General features: G+C 69.4%; 16 protein-coding genes and 1 riboswitch. Of the genes, 10 read left to right on the top strand and 6 right to left on the bottom strand.

Annotation, left to right across the window (positions count from 1 at the left end):
- Nucleotides 1-508: MFS transporter (locus tag J1M36_RS08225; protein WP_206479032.1), on the bottom strand; the 508-nt coding region annotated here is incomplete at its 3' end.
- A gap of 219 nt (nt 509-727) precedes the next feature.
- Between J1M36_RS08225 and J1M36_RS08220 the strand changes: the two genes are divergently transcribed.
- From J1M36_RS08220 to J1M36_RS08175, 10 genes are all read left to right on the top strand, one after another.
- A complete protein-coding gene (locus tag J1M36_RS08220; protein WP_206479031.1) occupies nt 728-3,829 on the top strand; it encodes a Na+/H+ antiporter subunit A in 3,102 nt (1,033 codons plus the stop codon).
- The gene (locus tag J1M36_RS08215) at nt 3,826-4,356 is read left to right on the top strand and encodes a Na(+)/H(+) antiporter subunit C (protein WP_064847503.1); all 531 of its coding nucleotides are present in this window, start codon (nt 3,826-3,828) and stop codon (nt 4,354-4,356) included. Before J1M36_RS08220 ends, J1M36_RS08215 begins: the two co-directional genes overlap by 4 nt.
- A complete protein-coding gene (locus J1M36_RS08210; protein WP_064847504.1) occupies nt 4,346-5,983 on the top strand; it encodes a Na+/H+ antiporter subunit D in 1,638 nt (545 codons plus the stop codon). Before J1M36_RS08215 ends, J1M36_RS08210 begins: the two co-directional genes overlap by 11 nt.
- Nucleotides 5,980-6,627 (top strand): Na+/H+ antiporter subunit E, encoded by a 648-nt coding sequence (locus J1M36_RS08205; protein WP_064847505.1) that lies wholly within the window; start codon nt 5,980-5,982, stop codon nt 6,625-6,627. The genes J1M36_RS08210 and J1M36_RS08205 overlap by 4 nt, the downstream gene beginning before the upstream one ends.
- Nucleotides 6,624-6,893 (top strand): monovalent cation/H+ antiporter complex subunit F, encoded by a 270-nt coding sequence (locus J1M36_RS08200; RefSeq protein ID WP_145003442.1) that lies wholly within the window; start codon nt 6,624-6,626, stop codon nt 6,891-6,893. Before J1M36_RS08205 ends, J1M36_RS08200 begins: the two co-directional genes overlap by 4 nt.
- Entirely contained in the window at nt 6,890-7,255 is a 366-nt protein-coding gene (gene mnhG, locus J1M36_RS08195) for a monovalent cation/H(+) antiporter subunit G (RefSeq protein ID WP_035964074.1), read from the top strand. Before J1M36_RS08200 ends, mnhG begins: the two co-directional genes overlap by 4 nt.
- Nucleotides 7,256-7,382: 127 nt before the next feature.
- Nucleotides 7,383-7,655, top strand: a complete 273-nt coding sequence (locus J1M36_RS08190; RefSeq protein WP_035964077.1) for a DUF4235 domain-containing protein — start codon at nt 7,383-7,385, stop codon at nt 7,653-7,655.
- Between the two features lie 118 nt (nt 7,656-7,773).
- Nucleotides 7,774-7,880: riboswitch (TPP riboswitch) on the top strand.
- 58 nt (nt 7,881-7,938) lie between these two features.
- Nucleotides 7,939-8,562: an ECF transporter S component gene (locus J1M36_RS08185; RefSeq protein ID WP_035964079.1), complete on the top strand. Its 624-nt coding sequence runs from the start codon at nt 7,939-7,941 to the stop codon at nt 8,560-8,562.
- The gene (locus J1M36_RS08180) at nt 8,559-10,325 is read left to right on the top strand and encodes an ABC transporter ATP-binding protein (protein WP_064846329.1); all 1,767 of its coding nucleotides are present in this window, start codon (nt 8,559-8,561) and stop codon (nt 10,323-10,325) included. The genes J1M36_RS08185 and J1M36_RS08180 overlap by 4 nt, the downstream gene beginning before the upstream one ends.
- Nucleotides 10,322-11,125, top strand: a complete 804-nt coding sequence (locus J1M36_RS08175; RefSeq protein WP_064846330.1) for an energy-coupling factor transporter transmembrane protein EcfT — start codon at nt 10,322-10,324, stop codon at nt 11,123-11,125. The genes J1M36_RS08180 and J1M36_RS08175 overlap by 4 nt, the downstream gene beginning before the upstream one ends.
- Nucleotides 11,126-11,210: 85 nt before the next feature.
- On the opposite strand, the gene J1M36_RS08170 is transcribed toward J1M36_RS08175, so the two are convergent.
- The 5 genes from J1M36_RS08170 to J1M36_RS08150 are packed head-to-tail and all read right to left on the bottom strand — an operon-like array spanning nt 11,211 to nt 16,333.
- Nucleotides 11,211-12,164 (bottom strand): aminotransferase class IV, encoded by a 954-nt coding sequence (locus tag J1M36_RS08170; protein ID WP_342358312.1) that lies wholly within the window; start codon nt 12,162-12,164, stop codon nt 11,211-11,213.
- Nucleotides 12,161-12,787 carry a hypothetical protein gene (locus J1M36_RS08165; protein ID WP_145003432.1) on the bottom strand — a complete coding sequence of 209 codons (627 nt, stop codon included), beginning with the start codon at nt 12,785-12,787 and terminating at the stop codon, nt 12,161-12,163. The genes J1M36_RS08170 and J1M36_RS08165 overlap by 4 nt, the downstream gene beginning before the upstream one ends.
- Nucleotides 12,784-13,275, bottom strand: a complete 492-nt coding sequence (locus J1M36_RS08160) for a low molecular weight protein-tyrosine-phosphatase (protein WP_206479030.1) — start codon at nt 13,273-13,275, stop codon at nt 12,784-12,786. Before J1M36_RS08160 ends, J1M36_RS08165 begins: the two co-directional genes overlap by 4 nt.
- Nucleotides 13,276-13,315: 40 nt before the next feature.
- Nucleotides 13,316-14,293: a TetR/AcrR family transcriptional regulator gene (locus tag J1M36_RS08155; protein WP_241246969.1), complete on the bottom strand. Its 978-nt coding sequence runs from the start codon at nt 14,291-14,293 to the stop codon at nt 13,316-13,318.
- Nucleotides 14,294-14,344: 51 nt separating this feature from the next.
- Nucleotides 14,345-16,333, bottom strand: coding sequence for a BCCT family transporter (locus J1M36_RS08150; protein ID WP_206479029.1), 1,989 nt, complete (start codon nt 16,331-16,333; stop codon nt 14,345-14,347).
- Between the last annotated feature and the right edge of the window lie 138 nt (nt 16,334-16,471).

The following is a 16,471-nucleotide window of genomic DNA, read 5'->3' as shown; positions in this document are numbered from 1 at the left end:
CGCCCCAGCCCCACCCGGAGACCTTACCCATGCGCTGGGGACCGGCCAGCGCGGGGAGCATGGCGTTGTAACTGACCGTGGCGAACTCCTGGGCCACGCTGCCCACGGCCACGAGCCCCACACCCAGGAACAGGAAGGCGGGATCGGGTCGGGCGAGGAACGCGAGACCCGTGCACAGGACGAGCACCACGGTGTTGCCGGTGAGGAACGTGGCGCGGGAGCGCGGGGAATCGCTGCGCTGGCCGATCAGCGGTGCCGTCACCGCGATCGCGAAACCCGCGACGGTCATGGCAACGCTCAGCACCGTGGACGTGTACTCGCTCGACCCGAACGCCGGGCTCGTGAGGTACACGGTGAACACGAACGTGAGCATCACGGCGTTGTACGCGGACGTGCCGGTGTCCCACAGGCACCACATGAGCACGCGGGCGCGCGAACCGCCCTCACCGGGGCGTGGGGCGCGCGGGGGACGTCCAGGGGCCGCCGTGGACGGGTGCTGACCGATCATGGGCTCACCCTACGGGCCCTGTGCCCTCCCGCCCAGGGCCCGGCGCACCTGGGCAGTGGGGGCGCCGCGGCGAGGGGCCCGTGACGTGCAGCGAAACGGGCCGTCACCCTGCTTTGCTATGCTGGGGAACTCGAAACTCACACCCCATTTCCGCCCGGATCCCAATGGGCCCATTTTCAGGTACCAGTGGATAGACCGTGGCTCGAGAGGTAAGGTCCCATGATCGCGGTGCTGCTTGTCCACGGGCTCGCGGCCCTGTGCGCACCCGCGATCCTCAAGCGCACCGGACGCTCCGGCTTCTACCTCGTGGCCCTCGTCCCGCTCGCGAGTCTGATCTGGCTCTTCACCCAGACATCCCGCGCCCACGCGGACGTGGACGGGTGGACCACCACCGTGGAATGGATTCCCCAGCTGGGGATCTCGCTGTCCTTCCGGATGGATTCCCTCGCGTACATGATGTGCCTGCTGGTGCTGGGCGTGGGGGCCCTCGTCCTCGCGTACTGTGCGCGCTACTTCAAGTCGGACGCCCAGGGCATCGGCCCGTTCGCCGCCCAGCTCGTGGCCTTCGCGGGCGCCATGTTCGGTCTGGTCACCGCGGACGACCTCATGGTGCTGTTCGTGTTCTGGGAGATCACCTCGGTGCTCTCCTTCCTGTTGATCTCCTATTCGCGCACCAAGCTCGCCGCGCGTCGAGCGGCCCTGCAGGCGCTCATCATCACCACCGCGGGCGGTCTGGCGATGCTCGTGGGCCTGGTGATGCTCGGCAACGCCGCCGGGACCTTCCGGATCTCCGGGGTCCTGGAGGCGGCCCCCGAGCTCCTGGGCTCCACCACGGTGGACGTGGCGCTCGTGCTGATCCTGGCCGGCGCCGTCTCCAAGTCCGCGCTGTTCCCCACCCACTTCTGGCTGCCCGCCGCCATGGCGGCGCCCACCCCGGTCTCCGCCTACCTGCACGCCGCGGCCATGGTCAAGGCCGGGATCTACCTCGTGGCGCGGCTCGCTCCCGGGTTCGTGGACACCCAGTGGTGGCTGCCCGTCACCCTGACCCTGGGCCTGGGCACCATGATCTTCGGCGGCTGGGTCGCGCTGCGCCAGTTCGACCTCAAGCTGATCCTCGCGTACGGCACGGTGAGCCAGTTGGGCTTCATCACCGCGGTCGTGGCGTTCGGCACGGCGGACACCGCGATGGCCGGCATGGGCATGGTCATCGCGCACGGTCTGTTCAAGGCCACCCTGTTCCTGAGCGTGGGCATCATCGACCACCAGGCCGGGACCCGTGACATCCGCAGGCTCTCCGGTGTGGGTCGTACGGCACCCATGCTGTTCGTGGTGGCCATGATCGGTGCGGCGTCCATGGCCGGCATCCCGCCGCTGCTCGGCTTCGTGACCAAGGAAGCGGTACTCACGGCGTTCGTGGACCACGCCGCGGACCCGCTCGCGATGATCGCGCTCGTGTGCGTGGTGCTCGGCTCCATCCTCACCTTCGCGTACAGCGCGCGGTTCCTGTGGGGCGGCTTCGCGCGCAAGCCCGCGCAGTTCTCCGATCTCGACGCCGCCGAGGACGGTCAGTCGGTCATCGGCGAGTTCACCCCGGTGCCGTGGGCCTTCCTCGTGGCGCCCGCGGTGCTGGCCCTGCTCACGGTGGTGTTCGGCCTGTGGCCCGCACCCGTGGAGGCAGGGATCGTGCGCTACCAGGAACAGTTCCCGGACGTCGCCGAATCCCACGTGCACCTGGTGCTGTGGCACGGGCTGACCCCGGCGCTGGGGCTCTCCGCGCTGATCATCGGCGTGGGCGCGCTGTTGTACGTCGCGCGCCGGCCCGTGGGCTCGTTGCAGGACCGGTTGCCGAAACTGCCCACCGGTGACTTCGTCTACCGCAAGATCATCAACGTGCTGGACATGGTCGCGGTGTGGCTCACCGGCCGGACCCAGCGTGGTTCGCTGATGTTCTACCTGTCCGTGATCCTCGTGACCGCGATCGTGGTGCCGCTCGTGGCCCTGTTCTGGTACGAGACCCCGCCGCTCGCCGGGTTCCGCTACGCGGATTCCCCGGCTCAGCTGGTCACCGGGATCGCCATGATCGTGGCGGCCCTGCTCGTGCTCACCGCGGGCAAGCGGTTCCTGGCCGTCCTGCTGGTCTCGGTCACGGGTTACGGCTTGGCCCTGACGTTCGCGCTCCACGGCGCGCCGGACCTCGCCCTGACCCAGACGCTCGTGGAGACGATCTCCCTCGTGGCGTTCGTCCTGGCGCTGCGCTCCCTGCCGGGCCCGCTGTGGAACCGCCGGCCCGCCGGGCACCGGGTGTTCCGCGCGGTCTTCGCCGTGGTGTTCGGACTGTTCATGATGGCGCTCGCGGTGTTCTCCATCTCCTCGCGGTCGACGGAACGGATCTCCCTGGAACTGCCGCGGATGGCCTACGAGATGGGCGACGGCGCCAACGTGGTCAACGTCCTGCTCGTGGACATCCGCGCGTGGGACACCATGGGTGAGATCACCGTGCTCACGGTGGCCGCCACGGGCATCGCGTCCTTGATCTTCGTCAAGGGACGCGGGGACCGCTTGCGCAGTGAGCGCCACGAGCTGGACACCCAGCAGCTGAAGGTCGTGCGTGGCGCGGACTCCGCGGCGCACTCCCCGCACGCGAACACCCGCCAGCTCGAGGTCGCCCGCCGGTTCACCTCCCGCCCGGACGCGGACCCGTTCCTGCTCGCGGGTCGAACGCTGGCCCCGGAGCGGCGCTCGATCATCTTCGAGGTCGTGGCCCGACTGCTGTTCCACACCTTCATGCTCGTGTCCTTCTACCTGCTCATCGCGGGGCACAACATCCCCGGTGGTGGTTTCGCCGGCGGCCTGATGGCCTCCCTCGCCCTGACCATGCGCTACCTCGCGGGCGGACGCTACGAACTCGAACGCGCGACCCCGGTCAATGCGGGCTGGATGCTCGGCGCGGGCCTGGCGATCGCTTCCCTGTACGCGATCGTCCCCGTGTTCTTCGGCGGGGCCGTGATGGAGAGCGACACGTTCGAGTGGGACATGCTCGTCTTCGGTCACGTCAAGTTCGTCACCGCGGTGATCTTCGACATCGGTGTCTACCTGATCGTGGTGGGCCTGGTGCTGGACATCCTGCGCTCCCTGGGCGGGCGGATCGACGAACACATCGAGCGTTCCGCCGTGGAGTCCCGGAAGAAGCGCGCGGGCCGCGGCGCCCGGATCCGCCTGACCCGTAACGGCCCCGGGGTCACCGCGCACCGGGTGGACGACCCCGATGCTCCCGAGGGCTCCTTGGTCTCCGGGGACGAGCCCCAGGAGGCACAGCGATGACCGTGAATCTCACACTCCTGGTGATCATGGGTGTGTTGTTCTCCGTGGGGGTCTACCTCCTGCTGGAACGCTCGCTCACCCGCGTACTGCTGGGCATCATGCTGCTCACCAACGGGGCCAACCTGCTGATCCTGCACACGAGCGGCACGCCCGGCATCGCGCCGTTGTACGACGCCGCCCGCGACCCCTCGGAGTACTCGGACCCGCTGCCACAGGCGCTCGTGCTCACCTCGATCGTGATCTCGCTCGCAACGACCGCCTTCATCCTCAGCATGATCTGGCGTTCGTGGATCCTGGCCCGCCGGGACGAGATCCAGGACGACCTCGAGGACCGTCGCGTGGCGCAGCAGTCCTCGTACGACGCCGAGGACGACGACGCCCTGCCGCAGGACACCTCCGAGTTCAACCACGCGGACGCCCGGTTCGCGCCGTCGCGTCACAATGAGGAAGAGGCCGCCGAATCGCCTGGTCACTACAGGGCCGAGAAGTTCTCCGAGGCGCGAGGGAGGAGCCCGCATGACCACTGATCCGGCACAGTTCGCGCCGCTCGCGGTCCTGATCCCGTTCCTCGGCGCCGCCCTGAACTTCATCATCGTCCACCGCAACCGGCTGCAGCGCGGGGTGACCGTGGGCGCCATGGTGCTCACGCTGATCCTGAACGCGTTCATGCTCGCGAACGTATGGAACCAGGGCCCACAGGTCGTGCACCTGGGGGACTGGGCCGCCCCGTACGGCATCGTGATGGTCGTGGACCAGTTGTCCGCGCTCATGCTCGTGGTCTCCGTGGTGGTGTCCCTCGCGGTGTTGATCTACGCGGTCAGTGAGGGTGTGGCCAGCGGGGACGACGAGGGCCCCATCTCCATCTTCTACCCCACGTTCCTGCTGCTGGTCGCGGGTGTGTCCCACGCGTTCCTCGCGGGTGACCTCTTCAACCTCTACGTGGGCTTCGAGATCCTGTTGACCGCCTCCTACGTCTTGCTCACCATGGGTGGTACGGCGCAGCGGATCCGCGCGGGCGTGACCTACGTGGTCGTCTCGGTGATCTCCTCCATCCTGTTCCTGATCTCCCTGGGGATGATCTACGGCGCCACGGGCACCGTGAACATGGCGGACCTGTCCGTGAAGCTCGCGGACCTGCCGCAGGGCACCCAGATGCAGTTGCACCTGATGCTGCTGATCGCGTTCGGGGTGAAGGCCGCGATCTTCCCGCTGTCCTTCTGGCTGCCCGACTCCTACCCGACCGCGTCCGCACCGGTGACCGCGGTGTTCGCCGGTCTGTTGACCAAGGTGGGCGTCTACTCGATCATCCGCACCGAGACCTTGTTGTTCCCCGGGACGCAGATCAACGACCTGTTGATGTGGGTCGCGTTGTTGACCATGGTCGTGGGCATCCTGGGCGCGCTCGCCCAGATCGACATCAAACGTATGCTCTCGTTCACGCTGATCAGTCACATCGGCTACATGATCTTCGGCATCGCACTGGGCACGCAGGCCGCGCTGGCCGCGGTGGTCTACTACATCGCGCACCACATCGTGATCCAGACCAGCCTGTTCCTGATCGCCGGGCTGATCGAGCGCCGCGGTGGCTCCACCAACGTGGACCGTCTCGCCGGGATGCTCAAGATCTCCCCGCTGCTGGGTGTGCTGTACATGATCCCGGCCCTGAACCTGGGCGGCATCCCGCCGTTCTCGGGCTTCCTGGGCAAGGTGGGCCTGCTGGAGGCCGGTGTCGAGGCCGGGACGTGGCTGAGCTACCTGCTCGTGGGCGTGTCCGTGTTCGTCTCGCTGCTCACGCTCATGGCCCTGATCCGCGTGTGGAACCGTGTGTTCCTGCGCAACGTGGACGACGCCGAGTACCCGGACCCCGTGCTGCGCGCCACCACCGCGGAGGGCCGCCGTCCCCGCACGTCCCGCGCGGTCGCGGGCGAGTCCGGTAGCCGCTTCTCCGGCCGGTCCCCGGTGGTACTGCTGCCCGGGACCATGGTGGGCGCGACCACCGCGCTCGTGGCGGTGGGTGTGGCGCTCACGGTCTTCGCCGGGCCGCTGTTCGATCTCGCGGACAACGCGTCCGAGAACCTGATCAATCCGGATCGATACGTCAATGCCGTGCTGGCCCCCGTGGGTCCCGGCGGTGTGAGCGAGGAGGGCCGATGAGTACGTCCCCGATGCAGCGCCGCTCCCGGAACTCCCTGCGGGCCGAGCTGCCCCTGATCCTGTGGCTCGTGGTCGTGTGGGGTGCCCTGTGGGGTGACTGGAGCGTGGGCAACCTGGTCTTCGGGCTGATCCTCGCGGTGTTCGTGACCCGCACGCTCACGCTGCCCCCGGTGCGGTTGTCCGGGCGGTTCAACGTCCTGCATTTCGCGCTGTTCGTGATCACGTTCATCTGGCAGGTGGCCCGGGCCAGCGTCCACGTGTTCGGTGTGGCGCTCATGCAGGGCCCCAAGGTGCACAACGCGGTGCTGCGGGTGAAGCTGCGGCAGAACAACGACCTGCTCATGACGGCCGTGGGTCACACCATGGCGCTGATCCCGGGCTCGCTCGTGGTGGAGGTGGATCGCGGCAACGGGATCCTGTACTTCCACGTGCTGGACGTCTCCACGCCGGAGGAGGCGGAGTCGTTCCGGGAGTCCGCGCTGAACATCGAGGCGGCGTGGATCAAGATCATGGGCTCCAAGGAGGACCTCGCGAAACTGGAGGCCTCGGGTGACGCGGGTGGCGCGGACGCCTCCGGCGCCGTCGCGTCGCCGACCACCAAGATGAACAAGGCCCTGGACGGCCTCAGGGAGGAGCGGCCATGACCATGTTCGACGTCGCCGTGTGGGTGTGCGGTGCGATTCTCACCGTGGCGGCCGCGGGCACGATCTACCGGCTGGCCAAGGGCCCGTCTCTGTTGGACCGGGTGATCGCCACGGACGTGCTGCTCGCGATCGTGGGTGCGGGTCTCGCCATCGAGATGGTGTACAACCACCACTCCAGCAACATCATCCTGCTCGTGATCATCTCCCTGGTGGGCTTCCTGGGCTCCGTGACGGTCGCGCGCAACGTGGGGTTGGAGCGATCATGAACTGGCACACCGTCCTGGACGTCATCGCGCTGCTGTGCCTCGTGGGGGGCTCCCTCATGTCCCTGGCCGCGGCGGTGGGTCTGGTGCGCTTCCCCGATCTGCTCTCGCGCATGCACGCCGGGACCAAGCCCCAGGTCCTGGGGTTGCTCCTGCTGCTCACGGCCGTGGCGATCGAGAGCGGCAATCCCGGCATGATCCCGCTGATGATCCTCGCGTGGCTGTTCCAGCTGCTCACGGTGCCCGTGTCCGCGCACATGGTGGGCCGCGCCGCCTACCGCTCCAAGCACCTGAACGAGAAGAACCTCGTGGAGGACGAGCTGCGCGAGGTCGTCGCGCGCGCCGGCGAGGAAGAATCTCGCTGAGGACGTAATTCTCGGTGGGGCCGGGTTCCTTCCGCCCCGTCGCGCCCGGCGCTTCGTATGCTGGGCAACGAGCACGACGTCGTCGGCCGCCCGGTGCCGCCGACACCCACAGGACAAGGAGAACCTCATGAACAAGGCAATGGACATTTTCGGCACGGTGGCGTCCCTGGGTGGTGTGGCCCTGGCCAACAAGGGTCTGTCCGCGGTGTGGAAGCAGGTCACGGGCAACGAGCCCCCCGCCAAGAACCCGGACCCGGACGAGGCCTGGACCGACATCATCATCTGGGCCGTGATCACCGGTGTCGTGGGCACCGTCATCAAGGTGGGGATCTCCCGCCAGGTGGCCAAGTTCGAGTCCAAGGACTCCGATCCCTCCCGCAGCTCCCAGAGCGAGATCTGAGCCGCGGGTCCCGCGCCACCCGTACGGGTGGGCCGGGGCCGCGTAGGACGCACGTACGACGGCGGGTGGCCGGGCACGCGAGATGCCCGGCCACCCGCCGTCGTGGTCTAGACTGGCGTCTCAACGACAGGGGAGCGCCACCGCGGCGCTGAGAGTGCGCGTGAGCGCAGACCCTCGAACCTGATCCGGCTCGTACCGGCGCTAGGGAGTCGAGTATCTCAAGGACCCGCTCGCAACGGCGGGTGGTGTTCTTCCCCTCCTGGGATCTTCAGGAGGATTCAGCATGACGCAGGTCGGTAACACCCCCACCCGTACACCGCGCGCAGGCGGCAACCGCAGCTCGTCGTGGCGGGTCGTGGACATCGTGGTCACCGCCGTGTTGGCCGCGGTGTGCGCCGTGATCTTCTGGATGTGGTCCAACCTCCTGTACCCGGCGGTCTCGGCGGGCACGGTGGCCTACCCGCCGTCCGCGGGCCTCATCGCGGGGGGCTGGCTCGTGGCGGGTACTCTGGGCGCCCTGATCATCCGCAAACCGGGCGCGGCCCTGTTCTGCGAGTTGCTCGCGGCCGTGATCGAGGGCTTCCTGGGTACGCATTTCGGGTGGCTCGTGGTGCTCTCCGGTCTGGTGCAGGGCCTCGGCGTGGAGGTCGTGTTCCTCCTGACCCGCTACCGCCGGTTCGGTCCCGTGACCGCGGCGATCGGCGGGGCGGTGTCCGGGCTGTTCCTGGGCGTGAGCGAGAACATCATGTACAACTTCGAGTGGGCCCTGGACCAGCAGGTCGTCTACGCGGCGCTGACCACGCTCTCCGGGGCCGTGATCGCCGGGCTGCTCATGTGGGCCGTGATGAAGGCCCTGCAGGCCACGGGTGTCCTCGGAGCACTGGCCTCCGGCGCCGTGCGCCGATGACCGCGGAACCGACCGTGCAGCTCACGGGCGCGCGGGTGGTCCTGGAGGGGTTCGGATGGCATCACCCCGGCCGCGAGACGCCCAGTCTGGTGGACCTGGACCTGATCATCGAGCCCGGCGAACGCGTCCTGCTTCTGGGCCCGTCCGGGGCCGGCAAGTCCACGCTCCTGCAGGCACTGGCCGGTGTGGACCAGGACCCTGACGGCCGTTCCGCATCGGGCGGGTTGAGCGTCGCGGGTGTCGACCCGCGCGACGCCCGCGGCACGGTGGGCTTCATGCACCAGGACCCCGAGACGCAGGTGGTCCTCTCGCGCGTGGGGGACGACGTCGCGTTCGGCCTCGAGAACCTCGCCGTCCCCCGCGAACGGATCTGGCCTCGCGTGCGGGAATCGCTCGCGCGCGTGGGCCTGGAGCTTCCTCTCGATCACCCCACCACGGCGCTGTCCGGGGGCCAGAAACAACGTCTCGCGCTCGCCGGGACCCTGGCCATGCGCCCGCGGTTGCTGTTGCTGGACGAACCCACGGCGAGCGTGGACCACGAGGGGGCGCAGCAGTTGTGCCGCGCCGTGGCCGATGCGGTGCGTGAGGACGGGACGACCCTCGTGGTCGTGGAGCACAGGGTGGCCCTGTGGGAACCGGTCGTGGACCGCGTGATCGTGCTGGGCGACGACGGTCGGGTGGCCTTCGACGGCCCCGCGCAGCAGACCCTGCAGGACGCCCGGGAGCTGTTGCAGCACCAGGGGACGTGGGTCCCCGGCTGGGTACCGCGCACTCGCACTCCTGTGCATGCCTTGAAGGGCATGGATCCCGCGGCACGGCGGACAACCTCCTCCACGGAGCCACACGGCAACACGCCACTCGCGGCGTGTTCGGAGAATGCGCGGGCCGCGTCGTCCATGAGAGCTCCGGATGTCGCGGAGTCTGCGCAGGATACGGGTGGTTCCCCCACCGTGTCCGTCGCCATCGCACGGGGCACCACCTTGTTGAGCGCGCGCGACCTCGCCGTGTCCCGGAGCCAACCGGGCCGGCGAGCGCTCGCGCGGCGGCGTCGTCGGGCGCTCACCGCGTGGCGGCGTGGGGAGACGTACCCGGAACCGGATGTGCGCCCGGGGGCCGCGCCGGCGGCGGAGAACATCACCGTGGACGTCCGCGCGGGGCACGCGCTGGCCGTCACGGGCGTCAACGGCGCGGGGAAGTCCACCCTCGCGCTGACCCTCGCCGGACTGCTGCTGCCCGTGCGCGGTACCGTGCGGGCCACGGCCGCCCTCGCGACCGACGCGCCCGCCGATCCCTCCCTGTGGGACGGCGCGGAACTGGTCTCCCGCGTGGGCACCGTGTTCCAGCACCCCGAGCACCAGTTCCTGCGGCCCACGGTGCGCGAGGAACTCGCGTTCGGTCCCCGACAACGACGACGCCGCGCGGGCCGACGCGATGCGCGCGTCACCGACGCGATGGCGGACGCGGACGGCGCCCGGGTGGCCGAGCTGCTGCGACGGCTGCGCCTCGAGGAGCTTGCCGAGGCCAACCCGTTCACCCTGTCCGGCGGGCAGAAGCGGCGACTGTCCGTGGGCACGGTCCTGGCGGCGTCCCCGCGCGTGCTGATCCTGGACGAACCCACGTTCGGTCAGGACGCCCGGACCTGGAAGGAGCTCGTGGACCTGTTGGTCGAGGAGCTGGACGGGGGAACGGCCGTGGTGGTCGTGACCCACGACCGGGATCTGGTCGCGGCCCTGGGCGCGCACGAGCTGAGGCTCGGCTCATGAGCACGGTCGCGAGCGTGCTGCCCACCGTGGCCCGCACGGGATTGCTCGCCCGGACGAATGCCGTGGTGAAACTGCTCGGGGCTCTCGTGATCACGGCGGTGCTCGTGGTCAGCGCGGACCCCGTGACGAGCGGCGTGGCACTCGGGGGACAGCTGATCCTGCTCGCCGCCGCCGGGATCGGTCCTTGGCGGTTGCTCACGACCCTGTGGCCGATCGTGGTGGCCGCATTGATCAGCGGGTGGGGGACCGCGGTGCTCTCACCCGAGGGCGGTCCCGTCCTGCTGCACCTGGGCTGGATCACGATCACCACGGGATCCCTCGCGGCCGGTGGCGCGATCGCACTGCGTGGGCTCGCGATCGCCCTGCCCGGGATCACCGTGCTGCTCACGACCGACCCCACGGACCTCGCGGACGGTCTCGCCCAAACCCTCAAGCTGCCGGCGCGCTTCGTGCTCGCGGCGCTCGCAGCCCTGCGGCTCGTGGAGGTCATGGTCACCGAGTGGGGTGTGCTCGCGGCGGCCCGGCGCGCCCGCGGTGCGGGGGGAGCGCGGGGCCCGTGGGCCGCTCTCACCGAGTTCGCCGGTCTCGCGTTCACGTTGCTCGTGCAGTCCTTGCGCCGGGCCACGCGCCTGGCCATGACCATGGAGGCGCGCGGTTTCGGGGCGGGTCCGCGCACATGGGCGCGCGTGCCCCGTTTCGGCCGCGTGGACGTGGTCGTGGGGTGTGCCACCGTGCTCATCGCGGTCGCCGCGGTGACGCTGTCCCTGCTCACGGGGGCGCACCGCTTCATCTGGCAGTGATGCGCCGAAGGTGACGGGGGAGCACTCGCGCCCGGGCATGTCGAGACGGGACGGGCGGTGCGGGCGGCGACCAGCCGTGACGCGCTCAGCGCCCCGGGCGGCCCAGCAGGAAGTCCGTAAGGGCCCGGGTGAGCTGCGGGTCCGAGGCCACGGGCCGCCCGTCCACACTCGTCACGGGAACCGCGAGCCGCACGGAGGACGTGAGCCACACGGCGCTCGCCCCAAACAGGTCCTCGGGGTACAGCGGTCCGTAGTCCACGGCCCAGCCGCGCTCGCGGGCGGCGTCGAAGATCCGCGCCTGCGACGTCCCCGGCAGCACCCCGCGGGACGGTTCGGGCGTGAGCAGGGTGGGCGCAGCGCCGTCGTCGAGCCGGGCGCAGACCACCGAGGACGTGGCGCCCTCCAGGATCCGGTGGTCCGTGGAGGACATGAACACGGCGTCCTGGGCACCGTGGGCGTGCGCATACCGCACGGCGGCCATGTTGACCGCGTAGGACAGGGTCTTGACCCCAGGGAGCAGCCACGGCAACCCGGTGTTCTCCGCGGGGTCGTGGCCGCGTTCGAGCAACACCACGGACACCCCCGTGCGCCGGGCGGCGAACGTCCGCTCGGGGACGGGCGAGACCGTGAGCCACGCCCACGGCTGGTCACCGGGGACACCGCGGCTGATGCTCAACTTGACCGTGTGCTCCGCCCCGAGATTGACCGAGGGGTCCCGGGAGCCGGGACCGGCCGCCGCGAGCGCCGTCGACAGGGCTTCGCGCCACGCATCCGCGGACGGCGCGGGCAATTGGGCGGTCCCCGCGGAATGCCCCAGCCTGGCCAGGTGGGCGTCGAGCTTGTACGCGGTGCCGTCCAGGACGTGGAGGGTCTCGAAGACGCCGTCCCCGCGGGTGAGACCCTGGTCCTCGAGGCTCACGTGCGCCTCGCCCGGGGCCACGAGCCGCGGCGGGGCACCGATCGGGGAGATCAGCACGGCCGCGGTGGGTCCGGGCGCTGCGGGGGACGGAGCGGGCGTCCCGGCACCGGTCGAGGTCACGGGGTGTCCCGCTGCTCCGTGCCCGGTTCCTGGGGTGAGGGTCCGGGGTGGAGGATCTCGGCGGACTCCCACACGGGGTCCTCACCGAGGTAGTGCTCCTCCTGCTCCGCCCACTCGTCCCAGTACTTCTCGTACGTGGCGCCGTCCCGGTCCAGAGCGCGCTGTTTGCGCTGGGATGTGGGAAGTTCCACCCACACCGAGACGTCCAGCAACGCCCGGGCCTCGCGGTGACACGCACCGACACCCTCCACGAGCACGATCTGCGCCGTGCGGGTCAGACGGGGGGTGCCCGGCTCGTTGGTGAGCCAGTCCCACGCGGTCCAGTGGGCGTCCTCCTCGCGGCGCAGCGGTTCGAGGATCTCACCGCGGTACCGTTCCATGCCCTCCAACAGTCCGTTCCACCCGGGGTAGATGTCCTCGAGGTGGAAGCTCACGACGTCGTGCGAGCGCTCCAGCACCCGCGAGAGTTGCTCGGTCAGCGTGGTCTTGCCCGCTCCGGAACGGCCGTCGATGCCCACGATGAACGGCTTGCGCGTGGGTGGGGGCAGCAACCGTGCGAGGTTGACGCCGTCCGGGTACTGGGCGATCTCGTCGTCCTGGAAACCCTCGTCCGGGGAGATCACCGCGCGTCGATCCGATCCTCGACCCACGAGACCACGCCCGGGGTGGCGGCCGTAATCTGTTCCCACGCGGTGTCGAAGTCGTCCGAACCGCCGTACCACGGGTCGGCGATGTCGAGGTCCGTCTGTGAGTCGGCCACGGCCGGGTCGAAGCTGCGCATGAGCCGGACCTTCCGGGCGTCGTCCGTGGGCAGTCGGCGCTGCAGCTGGTCCCTGTGGGACCCGGTCATGGCGAGGATCAGGTCCGCGTCCGCGAGCTCGGCGTCCGTGATCCTGTGTGCCTGATGCTCGGGCAGTTCCAGGTGGTTCCTGCTCAGGACGGTGCGGGCGCGGGGATCCACGGGGTTGCCGTGCTCCTCGTCACTCACGCCCGCCGAGCTGACGCGGACGCGCTGCGCGAGACCGGCGTCGGTGAGCTCGGATCGCAGCAGGGCCTCGGCCATGGGCGAGCGGCAGATGTTGCCGGTGCACACCGTGACGATGGAGAACATGACCTCCACTGTACGAAAAATCCGTTCCCCGTGAGTGGCCTCAAGGTGTCGAGGAGCCACCCCACGTCTGACGTTCGATGCCCGCGAGCAGCAGTTCCAGGCCCGCGATGTATTCCGAGCGGTCGTCGTGGTCACCGAACGAGCCCAGCATGGCACGCACCACCGGGAGCATCCCCGGCCCCGAACGGCCCGCCCGTTCCAGTTTTTCGTGCACCTGCCGGGCGGATTCCTCCGCGGCGGGCCGGTTGTGACGGTAGGCGATTCCCGCGCCCGTTCCGAACGCGTAGTTGGCCACGGCGAGGGATGCGTAGAACCGCTGTTCGGCGTCGAGCTCCATGCGCTGCAGCAACTGTCCCGTGCATTCCCACGTGCGCAACGCGTTCTCCTCGCTGCGGGTGGTGCTGAGCAGCTGCCCGGCGAGCCACGGGTGCTCGCGCATCTGGGAGAACAGGCACAGGCACAGGCACAGGCACCGCAGTTCCTCGAGGGCCTGCGCCGTGGCCGCGCTTGTACGGGGATCCGCCCTGGGTGCCGGGAAGGCCTCGAACTCCTCCGGCCCCGGCTCACCGTCCCTGCACAGCGCGTGGAACTGGCCCAGCGCGCGGCCCAGGACCTCGCTCGTGACCAGGGCCATGAGGTCGTCCTTGCCGGTGGTGTACCAGTAGAGACTCGCCACGCCGCTGTTGAGCTCGGTCGCGAGCCCGCGCAGGGTCAGGCGCCGCGACCCCTCGCGGTCCAGTACCGCGATCGAGGTGTCCACGATCGTCTCCAGGGACAGAGACGCACGACGCCGCTGGGCCCCCTTCCCGCTCGCCCCGCCCGTGTCGGGGGCGCCGGGCACGTGCTCGCGCGCGGCGCCCCCGGGCCCATCTCCCGATGGGCTCATGGGCCGGGGCCGGGAATCGGGATCCGGATCGGGGGATCGTGGTGGGCCGTCGTTCATGCGCACCAACGTACGCAGCGTGGCCGTGCGGGACCAAACGGTGTCCCGGTACGCGAACGCGGGGTGCGCGTCCAATGACGTGCACCCCGCGTTCGGGAGGGGGCCCGGTTCGGCGGGCCATCGGTGTCACTGGTCGTTGCGGTGCTTCGGCGTGGTCTGTTCCCACGGGGCCTCGCCCTCGGGGGTGCCGTCCGCGATGTCGTCGGCGGCCGAGGAGACCCACGCCGACTTGTACGTGAAGTCGGTCTCGTCCCCGTTCTCGTCCGTCTGGCGGTACCACTCGGTGATCGCCGGATCGTGGGAGTCGAATGTGTTGCCCGCGGCGCGATGACCCTCGGCGTGCTCCACCTGCAGGGCGAAGTTGTCGCCGTGCTCGGCGAGACCCGCGGACACGGCCTTCTCCACGGCGGACACCGCGAAGCGGGTGCGCAGGGTGGCCGGGTCGTTGCGCAGGTCCCGGTAGAGGGCGACCATCATCACGGCCACGATGACCGCGAACGGCAGCGCGGAGACGATCACGAGGTTCTGCATGCCGGCCAGGGCGTCGTCGCCACCCACGAGGAGCATCACGATCGCGATGCCCGCGAGGCACGCACCCCAGAAGATCACGATCCACTTGCTGGGGCTGGGCCGCCCGCGCTGGGTCATGGTGCCCATGACCACGGACGCGGAGTCCGCGCTGGTCACGAAGAAGATGCCGATGACGACCATGGCCAGCACCGAGGTGACGGCCGTGAGCGGGAGCTGGTCGAAGAGTCCGAAGAGCATAGACTCGGCGCCGTTTTCCACGGAGAGTTCCGCCCCGTTCTTCGCGAAGAACATGGCGGAGCCGCCGAAGACAATGAACCACAGGATGCACACTGAGGCCGGGACCACGAGGACCACGGTCACGAACTGGCGGATGGAACGCCCGCGCGAGATCTTGGCGATGAACATGCCCACGAACGGGGACCAGGACAGCCACCACGCCCAGTAGTACACGGTCCAGGTGTTGGAGAACTCGGCGCTGTCAGGACCCCACGCGGCCGACTGTCCGGTCATGAAGAGGTACTCGAAGATATAGGTGGAGAACGTGGAGGGGATCAGCGTGAGCAGGAAGACGGTGGGGCCCACGAAGAACACGAACAGCGCGAGCACGAAGGCCAGCGTCAGGTTGATGTTCGAGAGGTAACGGATACCCCGGGAGACGCCGGACACGGCCGAGATGACGAAGCACACGGACAGCGCGGCGATGATCCCGATCAGGGCGTTGTTGCCCAGCGGGCCGATCCCGCCCAAGATCGTGATGCCCGAACCGATCTGCATGGCGCCCACGCCGAGCGAGGCGGCGGTGCCGAAGAGGGTTGCGAAGATCGCGAAGACGTCGATGAGCTTGCCCAGGGGCCCGTCCACGCGCTTGTGGCCGAGCAACGAAGTGAACACCCGCGAGATCAGGGGTGCGCGCCCGCGGCGGTAGGCGCCGTAGGCCACGGAGACACCGACGACGGCGTAGATCGCCCACGGGTTCAGGGCCCAGTGGAACGCGGACTGCACCAGGGAGTAGACCACCATGGAGTCCTGGCCTGGCTCGGCGACGTGCGAGAAGCCGGGGATGCCGCCCTCGAAGTAGGACATGGGCTCGAACGCCCCGTAGAACATCAGGCCGATGCCCATGCCCGCGGCGAAGAGCATCGCGAGCCACGAGAAGAACGAGTACTCGGGTTCCTCGTCGTCACGGCCGAGCTTGATCCGCCCGGTGCGCGTGAAACCGATGAACAGCATGAACAGCACCGCCGCGGTGGACAACAGGATGAAGAACCACCCCGTGTTGGCCGTGACCCACGCGAGCGCGGTGCTCGACACGCTCGTGAGGCTGTCGGTGCCCAGGATGCCCCACAGGATGAAGCCCACGATCAGCAGGGCGGTGACGATGAAGACGGCCTTGTCGGTGCCGAAGCGCACCTTGCGGTCCTCCACGCCCACACCGGGGACGAGCGCGGGGTGGATGCCGTGCGGGTAGGTGAGCTCGTCGATGATCTGACGGGACCTGCTGCGCGCGGTCGATCCCTGGGTGGCGTGGTCGTGGGGCGGGGTGGTCGATGGTTCTCGGTCCGTGGAATGCGGTGGCGTGCTCAAGACAGTTCTCCTGACTGCGGCGGTGGGTGATCGATGAGCTCGTGTGGTGCGGTGGCGCTCCTGGAGGGGTCGGGGTCAGTGCGGGCCCGGCACGTTTCACTCTGGGCGTACAAACTCATCAGTGTAACGCGGCTAAGT

It is taken from the genome of Kocuria sp. KRD140, from assembly GCF_017168375.1.
GTDB classification, from domain to species: Bacteria; Actinomycetota; Actinomycetes; order Actinomycetales; family Micrococcaceae; genus Kocuria; species Kocuria marina.
This window is presented reverse-complemented; position numbering and strand designations above follow the sequence as displayed.